This window comes from Enterococcus sp. BWT-B8, from assembly GCF_020567625.1.
Taxonomy (GTDB): Bacteria; Bacillota; Bacilli; order Lactobacillales; family Enterococcaceae; genus Enterococcus_L.
This window is the reverse complement of record NZ_JAJDJV010000009.1, coordinates 127,782-143,164: the sequence shown is the minus strand read 5'-3', so window position 1 is coordinate 143,164 and position 15,383 is coordinate 127,782. Positions and strand designations below refer to the sequence as shown.

The window sequence follows — 15,383 nt, the reverse complement described above, 5'->3', positions numbered from 1 at the left end:
ATGAAAAATGAGTTACAAGTGAGTTTGGTTGAGAAGGCCAAAAAAGGTGACGCTGAGGCGTTTGTAGAGCTTTGTCGATGTTATCAAAGTGTCTTGTATAACTCAGCGTACAAGTTACTTCAAAATAACGAAGATGTCTCGGATTGTCTACAAGAAACTGAAATAATTGCGTGGAAAAATATTAGTATGCTTAAGAACTCAGCTGCATTTAATACTTGGATTTTTAGGATTATGATAAATGTAGCAAAGGCTATTGTAAAACGAAGAATTGATATGGTTCGGATTGAAGAAAATGATGTGTTTGTTGAAGAAAAATATTATGGAGAATCTGAACTAGGGCAAATATTTGATCTGTTGCCTGAGAAATATAAAATTCCCATAATATTACATTATTACGCAGGTTTCAATATTAAGGAAATTGCCAGCCAACTGAATTTACCTAAAAATACAGTGAAAACTAGGTTAGCACGTGGAAGAGAGAGGTTAAAAATTTTATTGGAAGGAGAACAAAATGGCTGATAAAAACATGAACTTTATTAGAAGTGAAATAGAAATTCCAGAAGAAGTGTTGAAGGATTTAGAGAAAAACCGACAAAGAATACTAAGTCACGAGGTGGAGCAGAAAATAAATACGAAGAAACATAAAAAAACAGTGATTTTAGCAGTTCTAGCAGTAGCGGTAGCAATGATTCTTTTTGTTAATCCGCAAGTTAACTCGGCTATAAGGAATGCTTTGGGGATAAGCAAAGATTCGGGTGTTGCAGCAATAGAAGATAAAGGGATAGAAAACAATTTGAATCTAGTAAGCAAATCAAATGACATGGAAATAACGTTAACAAAATTTGTTTCGACAAAAAGAAAAATGGCATTTGAGTATCAATTTAAAATGGATGAGGAATTAAAGACATTATTGGAAAAGAACAGTAAAACAGAAGATCCGTGGGCTAAGACATTTGAATTTATAGATGTTTCGCTCTATGTTAATGGGGGAACGAAGGATATCTATGGTGGAGTATCAGGTAGTTCAACCAGTCGAGTTGAGGGAGATATGTTTTACGGGTCTGTATTCTCAACTTTTGATAAGGAAATTATTCCTGAAAATGCCAAATTGACATTACATATCACTCGGTTAGCTTGGCAAGATAAGGAAGCTGCAGCAGCTGAGATATCGAGAGCAATGGAGAATCCAGACCCAACGGCAACGTTTACAATAGAGAATGCTATTGAATATGAGGGGGATTGGTCTTTCGATATTGAGTACAAACCATTGATGCAAACAGCTGCCCCAGAAATCAGTAACATAAATAATATTAGTGACATTCAAGTGAAGAGTGACGCATTACAAACCGTGGTGAAATTCAAGGCACCAGTCAATGAAGATAGCAGAACAGCGGTAACAATTTACAAAGATGGTGTTAAATTAGATGGTGTGACACATATGGGAAGTCAACAAATTGACGAAATCAGTGTTACTTTCAGCTTAAGTGCATTGGATAAAACAAATTCTGTTTATACGGTCCAATTAAATAAGATAGATTCTTTTGGTGAACCGATTGAAGAAATAGGATACTTTGATCTGAAAAATAACTAAAATGTTAATATTTCAAATTTTTACCTTTTTTATAGGAAAACTACAGATTAGTCAATTTGAATCGGATGGGTCGGGACTGTGACAAAAGCAGTCCTAAAATAATTAAAAAAGAAAAATGGCAATCGAAAATTTGTTGAAAGCTTTCGATTGCCGTTTTTCTTTGTCTTTTCCCCGTGCTCTGGCAGCTAATTCATCATGCTTAAAGCTAAAATGACAATCCCGGATTCTCTCCGAACCTTCTCCATCCCCTCTACATGATAACGGGTGAAACCCAAACAAGCCTGCTCTTTTTTCTTAAACATCTATTTTACAGTACCAGATTCAGTAAATAATATGACTATTTTTTTGTATCGCCGATAGTAAAATTAAGCTAGATAACTAAAGTAAGTCATTTGTGCTACACTCAAAATAGTTCTGACCAAAGACTTATAAGGAGTGAAGTCAAGCATTTCCTATTTCATGCTCTGTCAGGACACTCTATCGTAAGTTCAAAGCCAATCAATTTGAGTGCATAAAATTCCCAATGAAGGGAAAAAGAAAGCCCAACAGGTATAACGAGCGTCGCAGAAAGCAAGCGTTTAAACGCACTATTTCAGAAAGAATTAATGACTATCCTGAATTTAACCAGGAATTTGGTCATTTGGAAGGCGACACAATTGTCGGCGTTCATCATAAAAGTGGCGTCATCACGCTGGTTGAGCGCCTGTCAAAAGTGATTATTACGCTGAAACCAGACAGTCGCAAAACAGTAGATATCGAAAAAGCAACCACTAAATGGTTACAAAATATTCCAAAGAACTTATTTAAATTCATTATCTTTGATTGTAGAAAAGAGTTCTCAAATTGGAAAGATATGAGTAATGACAATGATAGTTCGATCTATTTTGCAGATCCTGGAACACCGTCACAACGGGGATTAAATGAGCATTCAAATGGCTTATTGCGTAAAGACGGTCTACCTAAGAGCATGGATTTTAATCAAGTTGACCAAGCCTTTGTTTCAGCTGTCGCCTCCAAAAGAAATCATATACCAAGAAAATCATTAAATTATCAAATACCAATAGAGGTATTTTTGAGTTACATAAGTGAAGATCATTTGTCTAGCTTAATTTGACAAATAAAAAGGAGAAAAGCATGACTAAAAGACCATCATTAGACAAAAACTTAGATAGCAAAATATTTCGTGATTTCTATTATTTGAAAAAAGAGTTGGTAGACTTTTGTAGAGAAAATGGCTTGCCTGTTTCGGGAGGGAAAATAGATATAACAGATAGGATAGCCTATTTTCTTGATTCTGGTAAAGTGCTATCTGCAACACCTAAAAAGAAAAAAGCAACAGTAATATCCAATATTAGCAAAGACACAAAAATTGAACCTAATTTTGTATGCTCCGAACAGCATAGAGTATTTTTTTAGGAATATATAGGAAGTGGTTTTTCATTTAATGTAACATTTCAAAAATGGTTAAAAAGTAATGAAGGAAAAACGTATCAAGAGGCAATAATAGCCTATCATAAAATTCTTGAAGATAAGAAAATGGGAAAAACGAAAATTGACAAACAATTTGAGTACAATACCTATATTAGAGATTTTTTTGCAGATAATAGGGGAAGTTCTTTAGAAAAAGCGATTAAGTGTTGGAAATATAAAAAGCAATTACAAGGGCATAATCGATACGAAAAATCAGATCTAATAGCGATAAACTGAAAGATTCAAATTTGAATTTTTAGTATGGTCTTAATGATGTATTACCGAAAGGGAATGGGAGAACACAGCGTAAAGTTATTCGGGTTTTAATGTTGGCTAAAGGGTGCGTGGTGTTGATTAATGTTGATGGTCAAGATGAAGTTTATAAGCAATATATGGATGGAACAGTTTATTCAGATATGAAATTTGTGGAGAGATTGGTCAGTTCTTTAATGGAGAAAATAGTTGAATAATAAATTTTTTATGAGATAAAGACAGAAATACTTTGAATGAGATGTTTTTGTCTTTTTTACTATCGGCGTAACTAAAAATCCAAGTTTTATTTATCTGAAAGGAAACATGACTTTTAGTATAGGGATATCGGTTATAATTCTTAGAGAAGATGCTGGATACTTATTAAACGTTCGCCCATGAAAGTCATATTTTTATACACCGAAACTTATACCGGTTGACTTCAAACATGAGAATCCTCTTCGGATCATTACGAATCGGCACGATCTTAATGTACAGGTGATTGCGACCTTGTTGACTACGCTTATTAAGCTTAAAATAGGGATAAAGGAAAAGATGTTTCAGATCAAGCGTTTGTTTCACCCGCTGTGCCCGGACTTTCCTTTTTGATTTTTTTGGAAAAAGTAAGTAATCAGAATATACTGACTACATTTATACAGCACTGATGACTTATTATAAAAGTTTACAGGTCATATTTCTTTTTTTAGTTTACAAAAGCGCAAGGAAGCGATAGAATACGGAAATATGGGAACAAAAAAAACAGATCAATCTACTGATGTTATATTAAAGCTATCAAAGTCATAGATTAGTGATAAATAGGAGAGTTATGGAAATGTATGAATTTAAGATTGGCGTTAATCCTGAAGAACATGATCAGTTTGTAAAAGAACATCCGTTGTGTAATTTGCTGCAGTCGTCTTCCTGGGCTAAGGTAAAAGATAATTGGGATTCAGAAATAGTCGGCGTATATAGTGATGGAAAACTGGTTGCATCAAGTTTGGTACTTATTCAGTCTCTTCCGGCAGGGTTTACGATGCTGTATACCCCCAGAGGACCAATTTTAGATTATACTAACAAGGAGCTTGTTCACTTTTTTCTGACAAATCTGAGGAAATTTGGAAAGCAGAAACGGGCACTTTTTGTTAAAATGGACCCGACAGTAATCCATAAGAATATTTCACTGACTCGTGAAGAAACGCTGAACTCTCAGGCTGAGGAAATTGTTCAAAATATTGAAGCTAGTGGGGCAAGGCATCAGGGCTATACAATGGAAATGGATGCGACCATCCAACCTCGATTTCAGGCTAATATCTATAAAGAGAACTTTAGTGAAGAGCAGCTGTCCAAGAGTACGAAGAAGATGCTGAAGCAGGCAGAAAAAAAGGGAGTCGTTGTCCATATGGGGCATCAGGAGCTGGTTTCTGATTTTGGGAAAATGGTTCAGCTGACGACAGAGCGTCAACACATCTCTTTGCGGAATGCAGACTATTTTACCAAGCTGATGACTATCTATCCTGAAAATTCATTTATTATGCTTGCAGAGGTAGATTTAAAAGCTCGTTATGAAGAAACAAAAGCTCGACATGATAAAAATAAAGAAGAGCTGGCTAATTTGAAAGAGAATCAAGTGAAGAAACGTCATAATTTAGAAGAGCTGGAATTTTCTTTGATAAGAGAATTAGCTGAACTGGAAGAGCATATTGCTGACTCAGGAGATAAGGCTGTTGTGGCCGGAACATTGGCTTTGAATTTTGGTTCAACCAGTGAAATTCTATACGCAGGAATGGATGATCGTTACAAACGCTATATGCCTGCATACAAAGCGTGGTATGAGTCCATTAATGAATGTTTTAACCGCGGCTGCCAAAGCTGTAATATGGGGGGATTAGAAGGATCATTGAATGATGGTCTGTTGAAATTCAAATCTAATTTCAATCCGACAATCAATGAATTCATTGGAGAATTTGATTTGCCTGTGAACAAGCTGCTGTTTAGAGCGAGTCAGTATGCCTATAAATTGAGAAAAGGCAGAAAATAAAAAAGAGTGTAAACCAAAAATTTAAATACCGCTCCAAAATCAGACAGAAAATCTGACTTTGGAGCGGTATTTTTTTTATCTTATGATACAAACTTTTCTACAATTTTTGTGTGGTATTTGTTTTTGTTAATCGAAGCAAGACCGCTGCAACCGCAACTGTGGCAAAGGCCGCCACAAGAGCTTCGATAATTCCGCTCGTAAAAATGATTCCCAGAATAACAGAAAATACTGTTTCGATATCAATGTCCATTGCCTGAGCATATGCATCTTTAAACAACAGGAAAATCCCGCCCATTACTAAAATAGTATTGGTTGCTGAACCGCAGAAACCTGCTATAAAAAGTCCGACTGTCTGCAAAGACTTATTATTTTCCGCTTTTGTTTTAAACAGCTTGTAAACATAGTAGGGAACAACCCCAATTAATATTCTTGGAATGAAGGCTATTAGAACTGCTTTCCAGCTTCCCTGATCTGTCCCAATAACAGGAATTACTGGTGAAAAAACAAAGGAAAGAGGAGAGATAATGATTGTACTCCGAATCATACTGATGATGCCGAAGACGCCTCCCAGAAATCCGCCAATCTTAGGTCCTAAAATAATCGATGCAATGATAACAGGAATATGCATAGTTGTTGCATTAATTGGGCCGATTGGTATAAACCCCAGAAATGGAACGACAGCGAGTAAAATAAGGATCGCTAAAAACATTGCTGTTAAAGTGAAATTTTTTGTGTTTTTCATTTATTGACTCCTTTCCTGAGAAGATGATTTGGACTGCTGTTATCATTTTGAAAGAATACATTAATATCAATTCTTATGCAAATAACAGCAGCATTGTTTAAGATCTGTCTGAAAACGCTGGTGGCAAGTGTTTTTGTAGTTTTATGGATATCATCGGCATAAATCCTCACTTATGAACTATACAAGCTGCCCTTTTTCATGGACCTCCACCAAAATCGCTGAAAAACTCATTTTCCCAATAGTCTTCAGATTGGTCCTAGTGAACATTATCCAGAATCTGGTGTACATAAGCAACGATCTCATCTACCTCTGCCAGTGCACCTCTGCCAAAATCTCCACAGGCAAGTAAAGCTTCCCGCGGCTCAAGCTCCTGATAGCCGATTTCCTTCAAGGTATTCAAATTGCGCTGCATGATCAGATTTTGATACATATACGTATTCATCGCTGGTGCAATAACCTTAGGAATTTCCTCTTTCAGAGCAAGGGCAATAGTGGACAGCATATCATCTGCAATCCCATTTGCCAGCTTGCCAATAATATTAGCAGATGCCGGAGCAACAAGAAAGAGATCAGCTTTTTTGGCAAGCTCAATGTGATTAATCTGTTCAGGGTAAATTTCTTCCATTACTTCAGTATGAACGGGTCGTTTAGATAAAGCCTGCAACGTCAACGGTGTAATGAATTTCGTACTGTTCGTAGTCATGATAACTTCGACGGAATAGCCAAGTTTCATCAGTCGACTGGTGATATCAGCTGCTTTATAAGCGGATATACTGCCTGAAACACCTAATAAAATTGTTTTCATAATAGGTTGCCACCTTTTCTTTTGTTAAGAAACCAAATGTTAGTATTATTCTAACAGAAAACAGCTGTTTAGTGATGATACAGCAATTATTTTTTCAGTATTTGTGTGTTTATGCGTGTTGCCTGATTGCTTTGCCAGTATGATCCCTCTGCTTTTAATTTGAATAATATAATCGAAAACCTTAAAAAATTTGTTGCAAATGAATCAGAATCGACTAAGTTTTTCCACATTTTTTACAATCAGCTGTGCAATTTCTTTTTTTGTATCAGCTGTTTCTACATGATGATCTGCATGGATTAAAAGTCCACGGTGATTATTTCCTTGAATATTTTCTAAGTCATTTGCCAGAACGAAATCACAGTGATTTTTTTCAAGTGTAGCTGTTCCTACGTTGATCAGCTCATTGTCTGTAACACCTACAAGCAGTTTGAATCCTACTAAAATAGTATCGGGCTGATGTTCACGAATCATAGCAATTATTTTAGGGTTTTTCTTTAAGAAAAGCAAGAGTCGATCTGTATTGGAAGAAATCTTTTTTTCTGATTGACTTTGCTGACCAAGCGAATCTAGGACAGATTTTATGATTTCACTAATTTTCTGTCCTGTAGACAACTCTTCTTTTTGCAGTTTTTTTGTCAGATTCTGAATTAATTCTTCCTCAGGAATACTGATTTCGCTGGAGAAGTCGCTGACTGCCATACTATGAATAATACTGTCAAAATTGTGATTGGATAATAGCATCTTCATCTGCTGCTGAAGTTCAGCTGTTGTTTCTATTTCTATTACAGTCAGCTGTTTATTTTCAGCAGGACGAACAGCATAAGGGGTGGTCAGATAAATCACCTGATGCCCTTTTTCTAAAAAGATTTCCGCAATTGTTCGCCCTAAACGCCCTGTGGAATGGTTGGTAATGGAGCGGACGTTATCAATTTTTTCTGATGTACCTCCAGCTGTAATTAATACCTTCATTAACGATCTCCTTAATCGAATTTGATAATGGTTCTTCCGATGTGCTGCCCTTTTTGAAGAGAGGTGAATATTTCCGGTGCCTGACCCAGTGAGATTTCAGCAGCTAATGCCTGCTCAGTGATATTCAGGTCAGTTGCCAGTCGATTCCAAATGGTCAGTCGTTTCTTCATATCAGTATTCACAGAGTCAATGCCCAACAGATTAATTCCCCGCAAAATAAATGGCAGGACAGTTGTTTTTAGATTAATTCCTCCGGCATTTCCGCAAATAGCGGCACTTCCTCCGTAGCTGATTAATGGCAATACAGCAGACAATGTCTCGCCGCCCACAGTATCCAGAACAAAATCATATTCCTGTTTTCCAAGTGGACGGATTTTCTCAGGAATAAACTCATCTAATAGAAGGACATTGGAAGCTCCCAGCTTTTCTAAAATGGCAGCAGATTCTTTTTTTCTTGTTAATGCAGTGATGTTTTTGTATCCAAGCTTATTCAGCATGGCAATTCCAAGACTGGCCACACCGCCTGAAGCCCCTGTTACTAAAATATGTGCCTCTTTGTTTTCAGATAGTCCATGCTTTTCAAGACCATCTACACATAAAGCGGCAGTAAAGCCGGCTGTTCCTATAATCATCGCATCCTTTACCGACAGCTGTTTAGGTAAAGAGACAACCCAAGAGGCAGGAACACGTACATATTCAGAAAATCCTCCAGTATGTGCAACGCCTAATCCATAGCTGGTGACAATGACTTTGTCTTTTGGCTGAAACTGATCACTTTGGGAAGAGACGACTTCTCCACTGACATCAATTCCCGGAATCATAGGATAATTGCGGATGACACCGCCGTTTTTGAGTACCGCCAAAGAGTCCTTATAATTAATTGAAGAATAATCAGATTTGATTAGGACTTCGCCTTCGGATAATTCTTTTTCTGAAATTTGTTTAATTTCAAAGACAATTTCACCATTTATTTCTTCAACCACAAGCGCTAAAAATTTTTCCACAATGTTACCTCCGTTATTATGCTGATTTATTGTTATCATCATATCACATTATTTGTTTTTTGTGAGAAAGTGTGTAAGATAGAGCCTTTAAGATTTACTGATACCGCCTGGGTTTGTCTGTCTTTAAGTTAGAAAAAAATGTGACGAGAACTGTTTTCTGAGCAGCCTCTTTCTTTATAGAAATTTCTCCTTAAAAATCCTAAAAAAATAGTTGCTATTTTTTGAAAAATTTGTATACTGGAAAAGGTGTAATTAAACTACTAGTTTAGTATTACCAAACTTTTTTGAAAGACTAAATGATTTGAGTGAGGTGAGAATATGGAGATTGGTGATAAGCTGAAGAATTTGCGTGTTCAGAAAAATTTAACTCAGGAAGAGCTTGGAGAACGGACTGATCTGACAAAAGGCTACATTTCACAGTTGGAAAGGGATTTGAGTTCACCGTCAATGGAGACGTTCTTTAATATACTGGAAGTTCTGGGAGTGACACCTGAAGAATTTTTCAGTGAAGATAGTGTGGAACAGAAGGTTGTATATGGGGAACAGGATTGCACCTATTATCTTGATGAAGAAAACGGGTATATGCTGAAGTGGCTGATTCCTGAATCGAATGAAATGGATATGGAGCCGGTATTACTGACATTTGATCGAGATGGAGAGTATAAGACCTTTGAACCATCCTTATCAGAAACCTTTATTTATGTTCTGGAAGGGGCTGTTTCTTTAGTCCTTGGAGAAAACGTACATGCAGCTAAAAAAGGAGAAGCAATCTATTATGAAGCCTCCGAACCTCATCAGTTAAAAAATAAATCCAAAGGGAAAAGCAGAGTGCTGATTGTAGCAACTGAATCTTATCTTTAAAATGGGGGAATGAACGAGTGGGAAAAACAATTATTTCTTTTGATTCTGTAGCAAAACAATACGATGATGAAACAGTATTAAAGAAAGTCAGCTTTGAGATTGAAGAAGGAAAGTTTTATACGTTACTTGGTCCTTCAGGTTGCGGGAAAACAACGATATTGAGGATTCTAGCAGGCTTCACAGATGTCAGCGAGGGCGATGTCTACTTTGAAGGGAAAAAGATCAATGCTGTTCCTGCAAACAAACGCCCGGTCAACACTGTTTTTCAGGATTATGCCTTGTTCCCTCATATGAATGTTTTTGATAATGTGGCATTCGGTCTTAAAATAAAAAAAATGCCTAAACAGGAAATTGAAAAAAAGGTCAAGGATGCCTTGAGAATGGTTCAGCTGCCTGGCTATGAAGGTCGGGAAATTAGTGAAATGTCCGGGGGACAGCGTCAGCGTGTTGCGATTGCCCGTGCAATCGTAAATGAACCGAAAGTTCTTTTGCTGGACGAGCCGTTGTCTGCGCTTGATCTGAAGCTGCGGACAGCTATGCAGTATGAGCTGCGGGAGCTGCAGCAGCGGTTGGGAATTACGTTTATTTTTGTTACTCATGATCAGGAGGAAGCACTTGCGATGAGTGATGAAATATTTGTGATGAATAAAGGAAGAATTATTCAAAGCGGAACGCCGGTAGATATTTATGATGAGCCGATTAATCACTTTGTTGCTGATTTTGTTGGAGAAAGCAACATTGTTGATGGGACAATGATTGAAGATAATCTGGTGGAGTTTGTTGGAAGACAATTTGAATGTGTGGATGGCGGTATGCGGTCCAATGAACCGGTTGAAGTCGTTATCCGACCGGAAGATCTGTCCATTACAACTCCTGATAAAGGAAAACTGGTTGTTACTGTTGACACCCAGCTGTTCAGAGGAGTTCACTATGAAATTATTTGTTTTGATGAACAGAAAAATGAGTGGATGGTTCATTCCACAAGGAAAGCAAAAGAAGGCTCTCAGGTAGGGCTGTTTTTTGAGCCGGAAGATATCCATGTTATGCGATTTAATGAATCTGAAGAAGACTTTGATGCACGTCTTGAAAGCTATGAAGAGTAGAGGAGGCAGGAAATGAAAGCAGTTCGTCGAATTTATTCGATTCCTTATACATTATGGCTGCTGTTGTTTGTAATAGCACCGGTTTTATTAATTATCTATCAATCTTTTTTCGATATGAACGGGCAGTTTACACTGGAAAACTACCAGATTTACTTTACTTCTGGAACTTATCTGGCAATGACGTTTAATTCTGTCTGGTATGCCTTTTTGATTACTGCAGTGACGTTGCTGATCAGCTATCCGACAGCTTATTTTCTGACAAAACTGAAGCATAAGCAATTATGGCTGATGCTGGTTATTTTGCCGACATGGGTAAACTTGCTGTTGAAGGCTTATGCGTTTATCGGAATTTTCAGTGTACATGGAACAGTCAATCAGTTTTTAGGCTTCATTGGCATCGGGTCGCAGCAGATTCTCTTTACAGACTTTAGCTTTCTGTTTGTGGCTGCCTATATTGAACTGCCATTTATGATTATGCCGATTTTTAATGCATTGGAAGAAATGAATCCTTCGCTGATTAGTGCCAGCCGGGATTTGGGTGCGAACAATACTGAAACGTTTCGCAGGGTAATTTTTCCATTGTCATTAAATGGTGTAAAGAGCGGGGTTCAGGCCGTATTCATCCCGTCACTTTCGTTATTTATGCTGACTCGTTTGATTGGCGGAAATCGTGTCATTACGTTGGGAACAGCGATTGAGCAGCATTTTCTGGTTACGCAAAACTGGGGAATGGGCTCGACCATTGGTGTTGTTTTGATTGTTGCAATGGTAGCGGTGATGCTCTTGACAGGTGAAAAGAGAAAAGGAGGGCGGATCAAATGACTAAAAAGCGTTTTAAGTGGTCAAATATCTATTTGGTTCTGGTTTTTCTTTTACTGTACGCACCAATTTTTTATCTGATCTTGTACTCATTTAATGATGGAGATACAATGAATAATTTTACCGGCTTCACTTTTGACAATTACAGGGCTGTGTTTGAAGATACACGCCTCCTGATTATTGTGTTGAATACATTTTTGCTTGCTTTTTTATCTGCGTTGATTGCGACTGTTATTGGAACTTTTGGAGCGATGGCTATTTACTATACGAGAAGTCGCAGAAACCGAACAGCCTTGATGAGCTTTAACAATATTCTGTTGGTATCACCAGATGTTATTATCGGTGCCAGCTTTCTGATTTTCTTTACTGCTGTGGGCTTTATAAGTTTAGGGTTTACCAGTGTTCTGTTGTCTCACATTGCTTTCAGTATCCCTATTGTCGTTCTAATGGTTCTGCCAAAGCTTCAGGAAATGAACGATTCCATGGTGGATGCTGCCAGAGATTTGGGCGCAAGTAATTTTCAAGTATTAAAAAATATCGTATTACCTTATCTGTCTCCTGGGATCATTGCCGGTTATTTCATGGCGTTCACGTATTCTTTGGATGATTTTGCTGTAACGTTTTTTGTGACAGGGAATGGTTTTACGACTCTTTCTGTTGAAATTTATTCTCGGGCAAGACAAGGGATTAGCCTGGAAATCAATGCGCTGAGTGCTCTAGTCTTTCTATTCTCAATGATTCTTGTCATTGGCTACTATTTTATCAGTCAGGACAATACCTCTAAACGATTAAAAAAAATTCGACGCGAACAAAGCGAGGTGGCTAAACTGTCATGAAAAAGCTGAATTCTTTATTTGCCGGCATTCTTGTGATTATTTTACTGTTGTTTATCGGTGTTGGACAGTTGGAACGTGCAAGCGGGATGGCTGGTGCGGATACTCTGACTATCTACAACTGGGGAGATTATATTGATCCGGCTCTGATTAAGGCGTTTGAAAAAGAAACTGGCTACAAAGTGAACTACGAGACATTTGATTCAAATGAAGCAATGTTCACTAAGATACAGCAGGGGGGAACTGCATATGATATCACCATACCATCTGAGTATATGATCCAGAAAATGATAAAGGAAGAGATGCTTCTGCCTATTGATCATTCCAAACTTAAAGGGCTGGAAAATATTGATGAACGTTTTCTGAATCTGGATTTTGATCCGAGTAACCAGTATTCTATTCCTTATTTCTGGGGAACATTGGGGATTATTTATAATGACAAGTTTATCAATGAAGAAGAGATGCAGGAGTGGGATGATCTGTGGCGTCCGGAATTGAAAGACAATCTAATGCTGATTGACGGGGCGCGTGAAGTGATTGGCCTATCGTTGAACAGTCTGGGCTGCTCGTTAAACAGTAAAGATGATCGAGAACTGTTCGAGGCTTCGGAGAAATTAAATTCATTAACAACAAATGTTAAAGCGATTGTGGCAGATGAAATCAAGATGTACATGATTAATGAAGAAAGTGCTGCGGCTGTTTCATTTTCCGGTGAAGCTGCTGAAATGCTGGATGGCAATGAGCACCTTCATTATGTTATTCCTTCACAGGGATCGAATTTGTGGTTTGATAATATCGTTATTCCAAAAACAGCTAAAAATGTTCAGGGAGCCTATGATTTTATTAATTTCATGCTGAAGCCGGAAAATGCAGCACAGAATGCTGAATACATCGGCTACTCAACACCGAATAAAAAAGCCAAAGTGCTTCTGCCCGAAGAAATCTCAGAAGATGAACAGTTCTATCCAAGCGATGAAACAATCTCTCGCTTGGAAGTTTATGAAGATTTGGGACAGGAATATTTAGGTATTTATAATGATCTGTTTCTGGAATTTAAGATGTATCGGAAATAGGATGGAATCTTCGGTAAAAATGAACATCATCAAAATTTTTGAAACAGTTTTACCTATTATTTTTATTGACAGATTCACAGTTTAAAAAAAGCGACTATTTAGTCGTTTTTTTTATAAACCTTAATGAGTGGAAAGTATTCAATAGCCAAAAGTCAACAAGGGCTAATCTGCAAACTAGCTTCAGAGCACTGCCCCCACCTAGTTATAAATTTTTTTGTAATACTATGAAAAATATGTATTTGGTATAATTATAGTATCAAAATAATTTTGAAATATAAAAAAGAAAAAAATACCATAAATATGTAACCGCTTTCTTTAAAATATTTACTATTGAAAGAACTATACTGGATTTATAGAGAAAGAAAGGGAGGAGAAGCTTATGAAAATTGTAGGTATAACTGCGTGTACTGCTGGAATTGCTCATACGTATATTGCAAAAGAAAAACTTGAAAAGGCAGCAATCAGAGCAGGGGATGATGTAAAAATTGAAACGCAAGGGTCAATAGGTGTTGAAAATGAATTGTCTTCGGAAGAAATAAAGCAAGCAGATGTAGTTGTTATTGCCACAGATATTTCAGTCAGCAGGGATCGGTTTAAAGGGAAAAAAGTAATTGAAATACCTATTAGTTTAGTGATGAAGTCACCCGAGGGAGTTATAAAAAAAATCCATGAAAAATTGGTTAAAGGATAGGAGTGAAAACCATGAAGGGAAAATTTGCTATTAAGAAGCATGTAATGACAGGGATTTCCTATATGATCCCTATTATTGTAGCTGGCGGTATTTTAGGCGCTTTAGCTAAAGGATTTGGTGGGTTTGATATCGGTGATCTAATTGAGCCCGGGGCAACACCCTTTACAAATATGAATCCGTTTACTTGGGTTGGTTTCTGGTGGGGAGTGAATAAAATCAGTTCTTATGCAATGAGCTTTGCCGTAGCAGTAATGACGGCTGGGACTTCCTATTCTATTGCAGGAAGACCAGCAATAGTTCCTGGGCTTGTATTGGGGTTTGTTGCTACAGAAACGAAAGCTGGTTTCATCGGCGGAATTTTGAGTGCATTTGTTATTGGCTGGTTTGTTAATTGGATGAAGAAATGGAAAGTTCCTGAATGGTTGAAAGGATTGATGCCTGTATTGCTTATACCAACATTAACTTCATTTGTTTGTGGAATGCTCTTCTTAATTGTACTATCTCCTCCTTTAGCGTACATAATGGATAAATTCCAATTATGGATTATTTCTCTAAATGGTGGAGCGAAATCAGTTATCGGTGCTGTTATTGGTGCAGGTATGGGCTTTGATTTAGGTGGTCCAATCAATAAGACTGCTTCTTTAGCAGCAAATGCATTGGGGGCTGACGGTATCTATGGACCGATGGCAGCAAAGATAGTTGGTGGTATGACACCAGCGATCGGAGCATTTATAGCAACCTTGGTTGCAAAAAATAAGTTCTCTCAAGCACAAAAAGAGACTGGGAAAGCGGCGTTACCGCTGGGTTTATGTTTTATTACTGAAGGATGTTTACCATTTGCAGCGGCAGATCCGCTTAGATTCATTTTTAGTTCAATGTTAGGTTCTTCTATTGCAGGAGCAATCGCTACTGGAATGGGGGTAGAATCTGTTGCTGGCCATGGAGGTATTTTTGTTGTTCCGATGATGGAAAAACCAATATGGTTCCTAATTGCTTTATTTGTCGGCTCACTTACAACTGGTATTGTGTATGGATTAATTAAAAAGTCAAATGAGCAGCAATCTGAATCAGAAGAAAATGAAGCAGATCTGGATGATATTGATTTTGATATAACCGTAGAATAAAAACGAGGTGG

At 37.4% G+C, this 15,383-nt stretch carries 16 protein-coding genes and 2 pseudogenes; 14 read left to right on the top strand and 4 right to left on the bottom strand.

Going from position 1 to position 15,383, the window contains the following annotated elements; translation table 11 throughout:
* From LI951_RS10105 to LI951_RS10075, 7 genes and pseudogenes are all read left to right on the top strand, one after another.
* Entirely contained in the window at positions 1-519 is a 519-nt protein-coding gene (locus LI951_RS10105) for an RNA polymerase sigma factor (protein ID WP_229442057.1), read from the top strand.
* Positions 512-1,591, top strand: coding sequence for a hypothetical protein (locus LI951_RS10100; protein WP_229442056.1), 1,080 nt, complete (start codon positions 512-514; stop codon positions 1,589-1,591). The genes LI951_RS10105 and LI951_RS10100 overlap by 8 nt, the downstream gene beginning before the upstream one ends.
* A 451-nt stretch (positions 1,592-2,042) precedes the next feature.
* Positions 2,043-2,705 (top strand): annotated as a pseudogene (locus LI951_RS10095) (IS30 family transposase); the annotation flags it as partial.
* Positions 2,706-2,725: 20 nt separating this feature from the next.
* Positions 2,726-3,007 (top strand): SAP domain-containing protein, encoded by a 282-nt coding sequence (locus tag LI951_RS10090; protein WP_229442055.1) that lies wholly within the window; start codon positions 2,726-2,728, stop codon positions 3,005-3,007.
* A gap of 6 nt (positions 3,008-3,013) precedes the next feature.
* Positions 3,014-3,097, top strand: a pseudogene (locus LI951_RS15115) (DUF6434 domain-containing protein); the annotation flags it as partial.
* Between the two features lie 30 nt (positions 3,098-3,127).
* Positions 3,128-3,298 carry a hypothetical protein gene (locus LI951_RS10080; protein ID WP_229442054.1) on the top strand — a complete coding sequence of 57 codons (171 nt, stop codon included), beginning with the start codon at positions 3,128-3,130 and terminating at the stop codon, positions 3,296-3,298.
* Between the two features lie 844 nt (positions 3,299-4,142).
* Positions 4,143-5,348: an aminoacyltransferase gene (locus LI951_RS10075; protein ID WP_229442053.1), complete on the top strand. Its 1,206-nt coding sequence runs from the start codon at positions 4,143-4,145 to the stop codon at positions 5,346-5,348.
* Between the two features lie 97 nt (positions 5,349-5,445).
* Here LI951_RS10075 and LI951_RS10070 read toward each other — a convergent pair whose 3' ends face one another.
* The 4 genes from LI951_RS10070 to LI951_RS10055 all read right to left on the bottom strand — a co-directional run bounded on the left by LI951_RS10070 (position 5,446) and on the right by LI951_RS10055 (position 8,868).
* The gene (locus LI951_RS10070; protein WP_202067932.1) at positions 5,446-6,090 is read right to left on the bottom strand and encodes an ECF transporter S component; all 645 of its coding nucleotides are present in this window, start codon (positions 6,088-6,090) and stop codon (positions 5,446-5,448) included.
* Between the two features lie 256 nt (positions 6,091-6,346).
* Positions 6,347-6,895, bottom strand: coding sequence for a phosphopantothenoylcysteine decarboxylase (gene coaC / locus LI951_RS10065; protein ID WP_229442052.1), 549 nt, complete (start codon positions 6,893-6,895; stop codon positions 6,347-6,349).
* A gap of 204 nt (positions 6,896-7,099) precedes the next feature.
* Complete coding sequence (locus LI951_RS10060; RefSeq protein ID WP_229442051.1) at positions 7,100-7,864, bottom strand: phosphopantothenate--cysteine ligase; 765 nt, start codon at positions 7,862-7,864, stop codon at positions 7,100-7,102.
* Positions 7,865-7,875: 11 nt separating this feature from the next.
* Entirely contained in the window at positions 7,876-8,868 is a 993-nt protein-coding gene (locus LI951_RS10055; RefSeq protein ID WP_229442050.1) for an acryloyl-CoA reductase, read from the bottom strand.
* A 318-nt stretch (positions 8,869-9,186) separates the two neighbouring features.
* Here LI951_RS10055 and LI951_RS10050 point away from each other — a divergent pair, with 318 nt between their 5' ends.
* From LI951_RS10050 to LI951_RS10020, 7 genes are all read left to right on the top strand, one after another.
* On the top strand, positions 9,187-9,729 hold the full coding sequence (locus LI951_RS10050; RefSeq protein ID WP_202067936.1) for a helix-turn-helix domain-containing protein: 543 nt from the start codon (positions 9,187-9,189) through the stop codon (positions 9,727-9,729).
* Positions 9,730-9,746: 17 nt separating this feature from the next.
* On the top strand, positions 9,747-10,832 hold the full coding sequence (locus LI951_RS10045; RefSeq protein WP_229442049.1) for an ABC transporter ATP-binding protein: 1,086 nt from the start codon (positions 9,747-9,749) through the stop codon (positions 10,830-10,832).
* 12 nt (positions 10,833-10,844) lie between these two features.
* Complete coding sequence (locus LI951_RS10040) at positions 10,845-11,654, top strand: ABC transporter permease (protein WP_229442048.1); 810 nt, start codon at positions 10,845-10,847, stop codon at positions 11,652-11,654.
* Positions 11,651-12,487: an ABC transporter permease gene (locus LI951_RS10035; RefSeq protein WP_202067939.1), complete on the top strand. Its 837-nt coding sequence runs from the start codon at positions 11,651-11,653 to the stop codon at positions 12,485-12,487. The genes LI951_RS10040 and LI951_RS10035 overlap by 4 nt, the downstream gene beginning before the upstream one ends.
* On the top strand, positions 12,484-13,557 hold the full coding sequence (locus tag LI951_RS10030) for an ABC transporter substrate-binding protein (protein ID WP_229442047.1): 1,074 nt from the start codon (positions 12,484-12,486) through the stop codon (positions 13,555-13,557). Before LI951_RS10035 ends, LI951_RS10030 begins: the two co-directional genes overlap by 4 nt.
* Positions 13,558-13,936: 379 nt before the next feature.
* Positions 13,937-14,248 (top strand): PTS fructose transporter subunit IIB, encoded by a 312-nt coding sequence (locus tag LI951_RS10025; RefSeq protein ID WP_202067941.1) that lies wholly within the window; start codon positions 13,937-13,939, stop codon positions 14,246-14,248.
* An 11-nt stretch (positions 14,249-14,259) separates the two neighbouring features.
* Positions 14,260-15,372 (top strand): PTS fructose transporter subunit IIC, encoded by a 1,113-nt coding sequence (locus LI951_RS10020; RefSeq protein ID WP_202067942.1) that lies wholly within the window; start codon positions 14,260-14,262, stop codon positions 15,370-15,372.
* Positions 15,373-15,383 lie beyond the last annotated feature (11 nt).

Bases quoted from the DNA above. Each gene is read 5' to 3' on its own strand.
- LI951_RS10025 (WP_202067941.1), top strand. From the start codon at position 13,937: ATGAAAATTGTAGGTATAACTGCGTGTACTGCTGGAATTGCTCATACG.
- LI951_RS10060 (WP_229442051.1), bottom strand. From the start codon at position 7,864: ATGAAGGTATTAATTACAGCTGGAGGTACATCAGAAAAAATTGATAAC.
- LI951_RS10020 (WP_202067942.1), top strand. From the start codon at position 14,260: ATGAAGGGAAAATTTGCTATTAAGAAGCATGTAATGACAGGGATTTCC.
- LI951_RS10105 (WP_229442057.1), top strand. From the start codon at position 1: ATGAAAAATGAGTTACAAGTGAGTTTGGTTGAGAAGGCCAAAAAAGGT.
- LI951_RS10035 (WP_202067939.1), top strand. From the start codon at position 11,651: ATGACTAAAAAGCGTTTTAAGTGGTCAAATATCTATTTGGTTCTGGTT.
- LI951_RS10070 (WP_202067932.1), bottom strand. From the start codon at position 6,090: ATGAAAAACACAAAAAATTTCACTTTAACAGCAATGTTTTTAGCGATC.
- LI951_RS10100 (WP_229442056.1), top strand. From the start codon at position 512: ATGGCTGATAAAAACATGAACTTTATTAGAAGTGAAATAGAAATTCCA.
- LI951_RS10040 (WP_229442048.1), top strand. From the start codon at position 10,845: ATGAAAGCAGTTCGTCGAATTTATTCGATTCCTTATACATTATGGCTG.
- coaC (WP_229442052.1), bottom strand. From the start codon at position 6,895: ATGAAAACAATTTTATTAGGTGTTTCAGGCAGTATATCCGCTTATAAA.
- LI951_RS10080 (WP_229442054.1), top strand. From the start codon at position 3,128: ATGGGAAAAACGAAAATTGACAAACAATTTGAGTACAATACCTATATT.
- LI951_RS10075 (WP_229442053.1), top strand. From the start codon at position 4,143: ATGTATGAATTTAAGATTGGCGTTAATCCTGAAGAACATGATCAGTTT.
- LI951_RS10050 (WP_202067936.1), top strand. From the start codon at position 9,187: ATGGAGATTGGTGATAAGCTGAAGAATTTGCGTGTTCAGAAAAATTTA.
- LI951_RS10030 (WP_229442047.1), top strand. From the start codon at position 12,484: ATGAAAAAGCTGAATTCTTTATTTGCCGGCATTCTTGTGATTATTTTA.
- LI951_RS10090 (WP_229442055.1), top strand. From the start codon at position 2,726: ATGACTAAAAGACCATCATTAGACAAAAACTTAGATAGCAAAATATTT.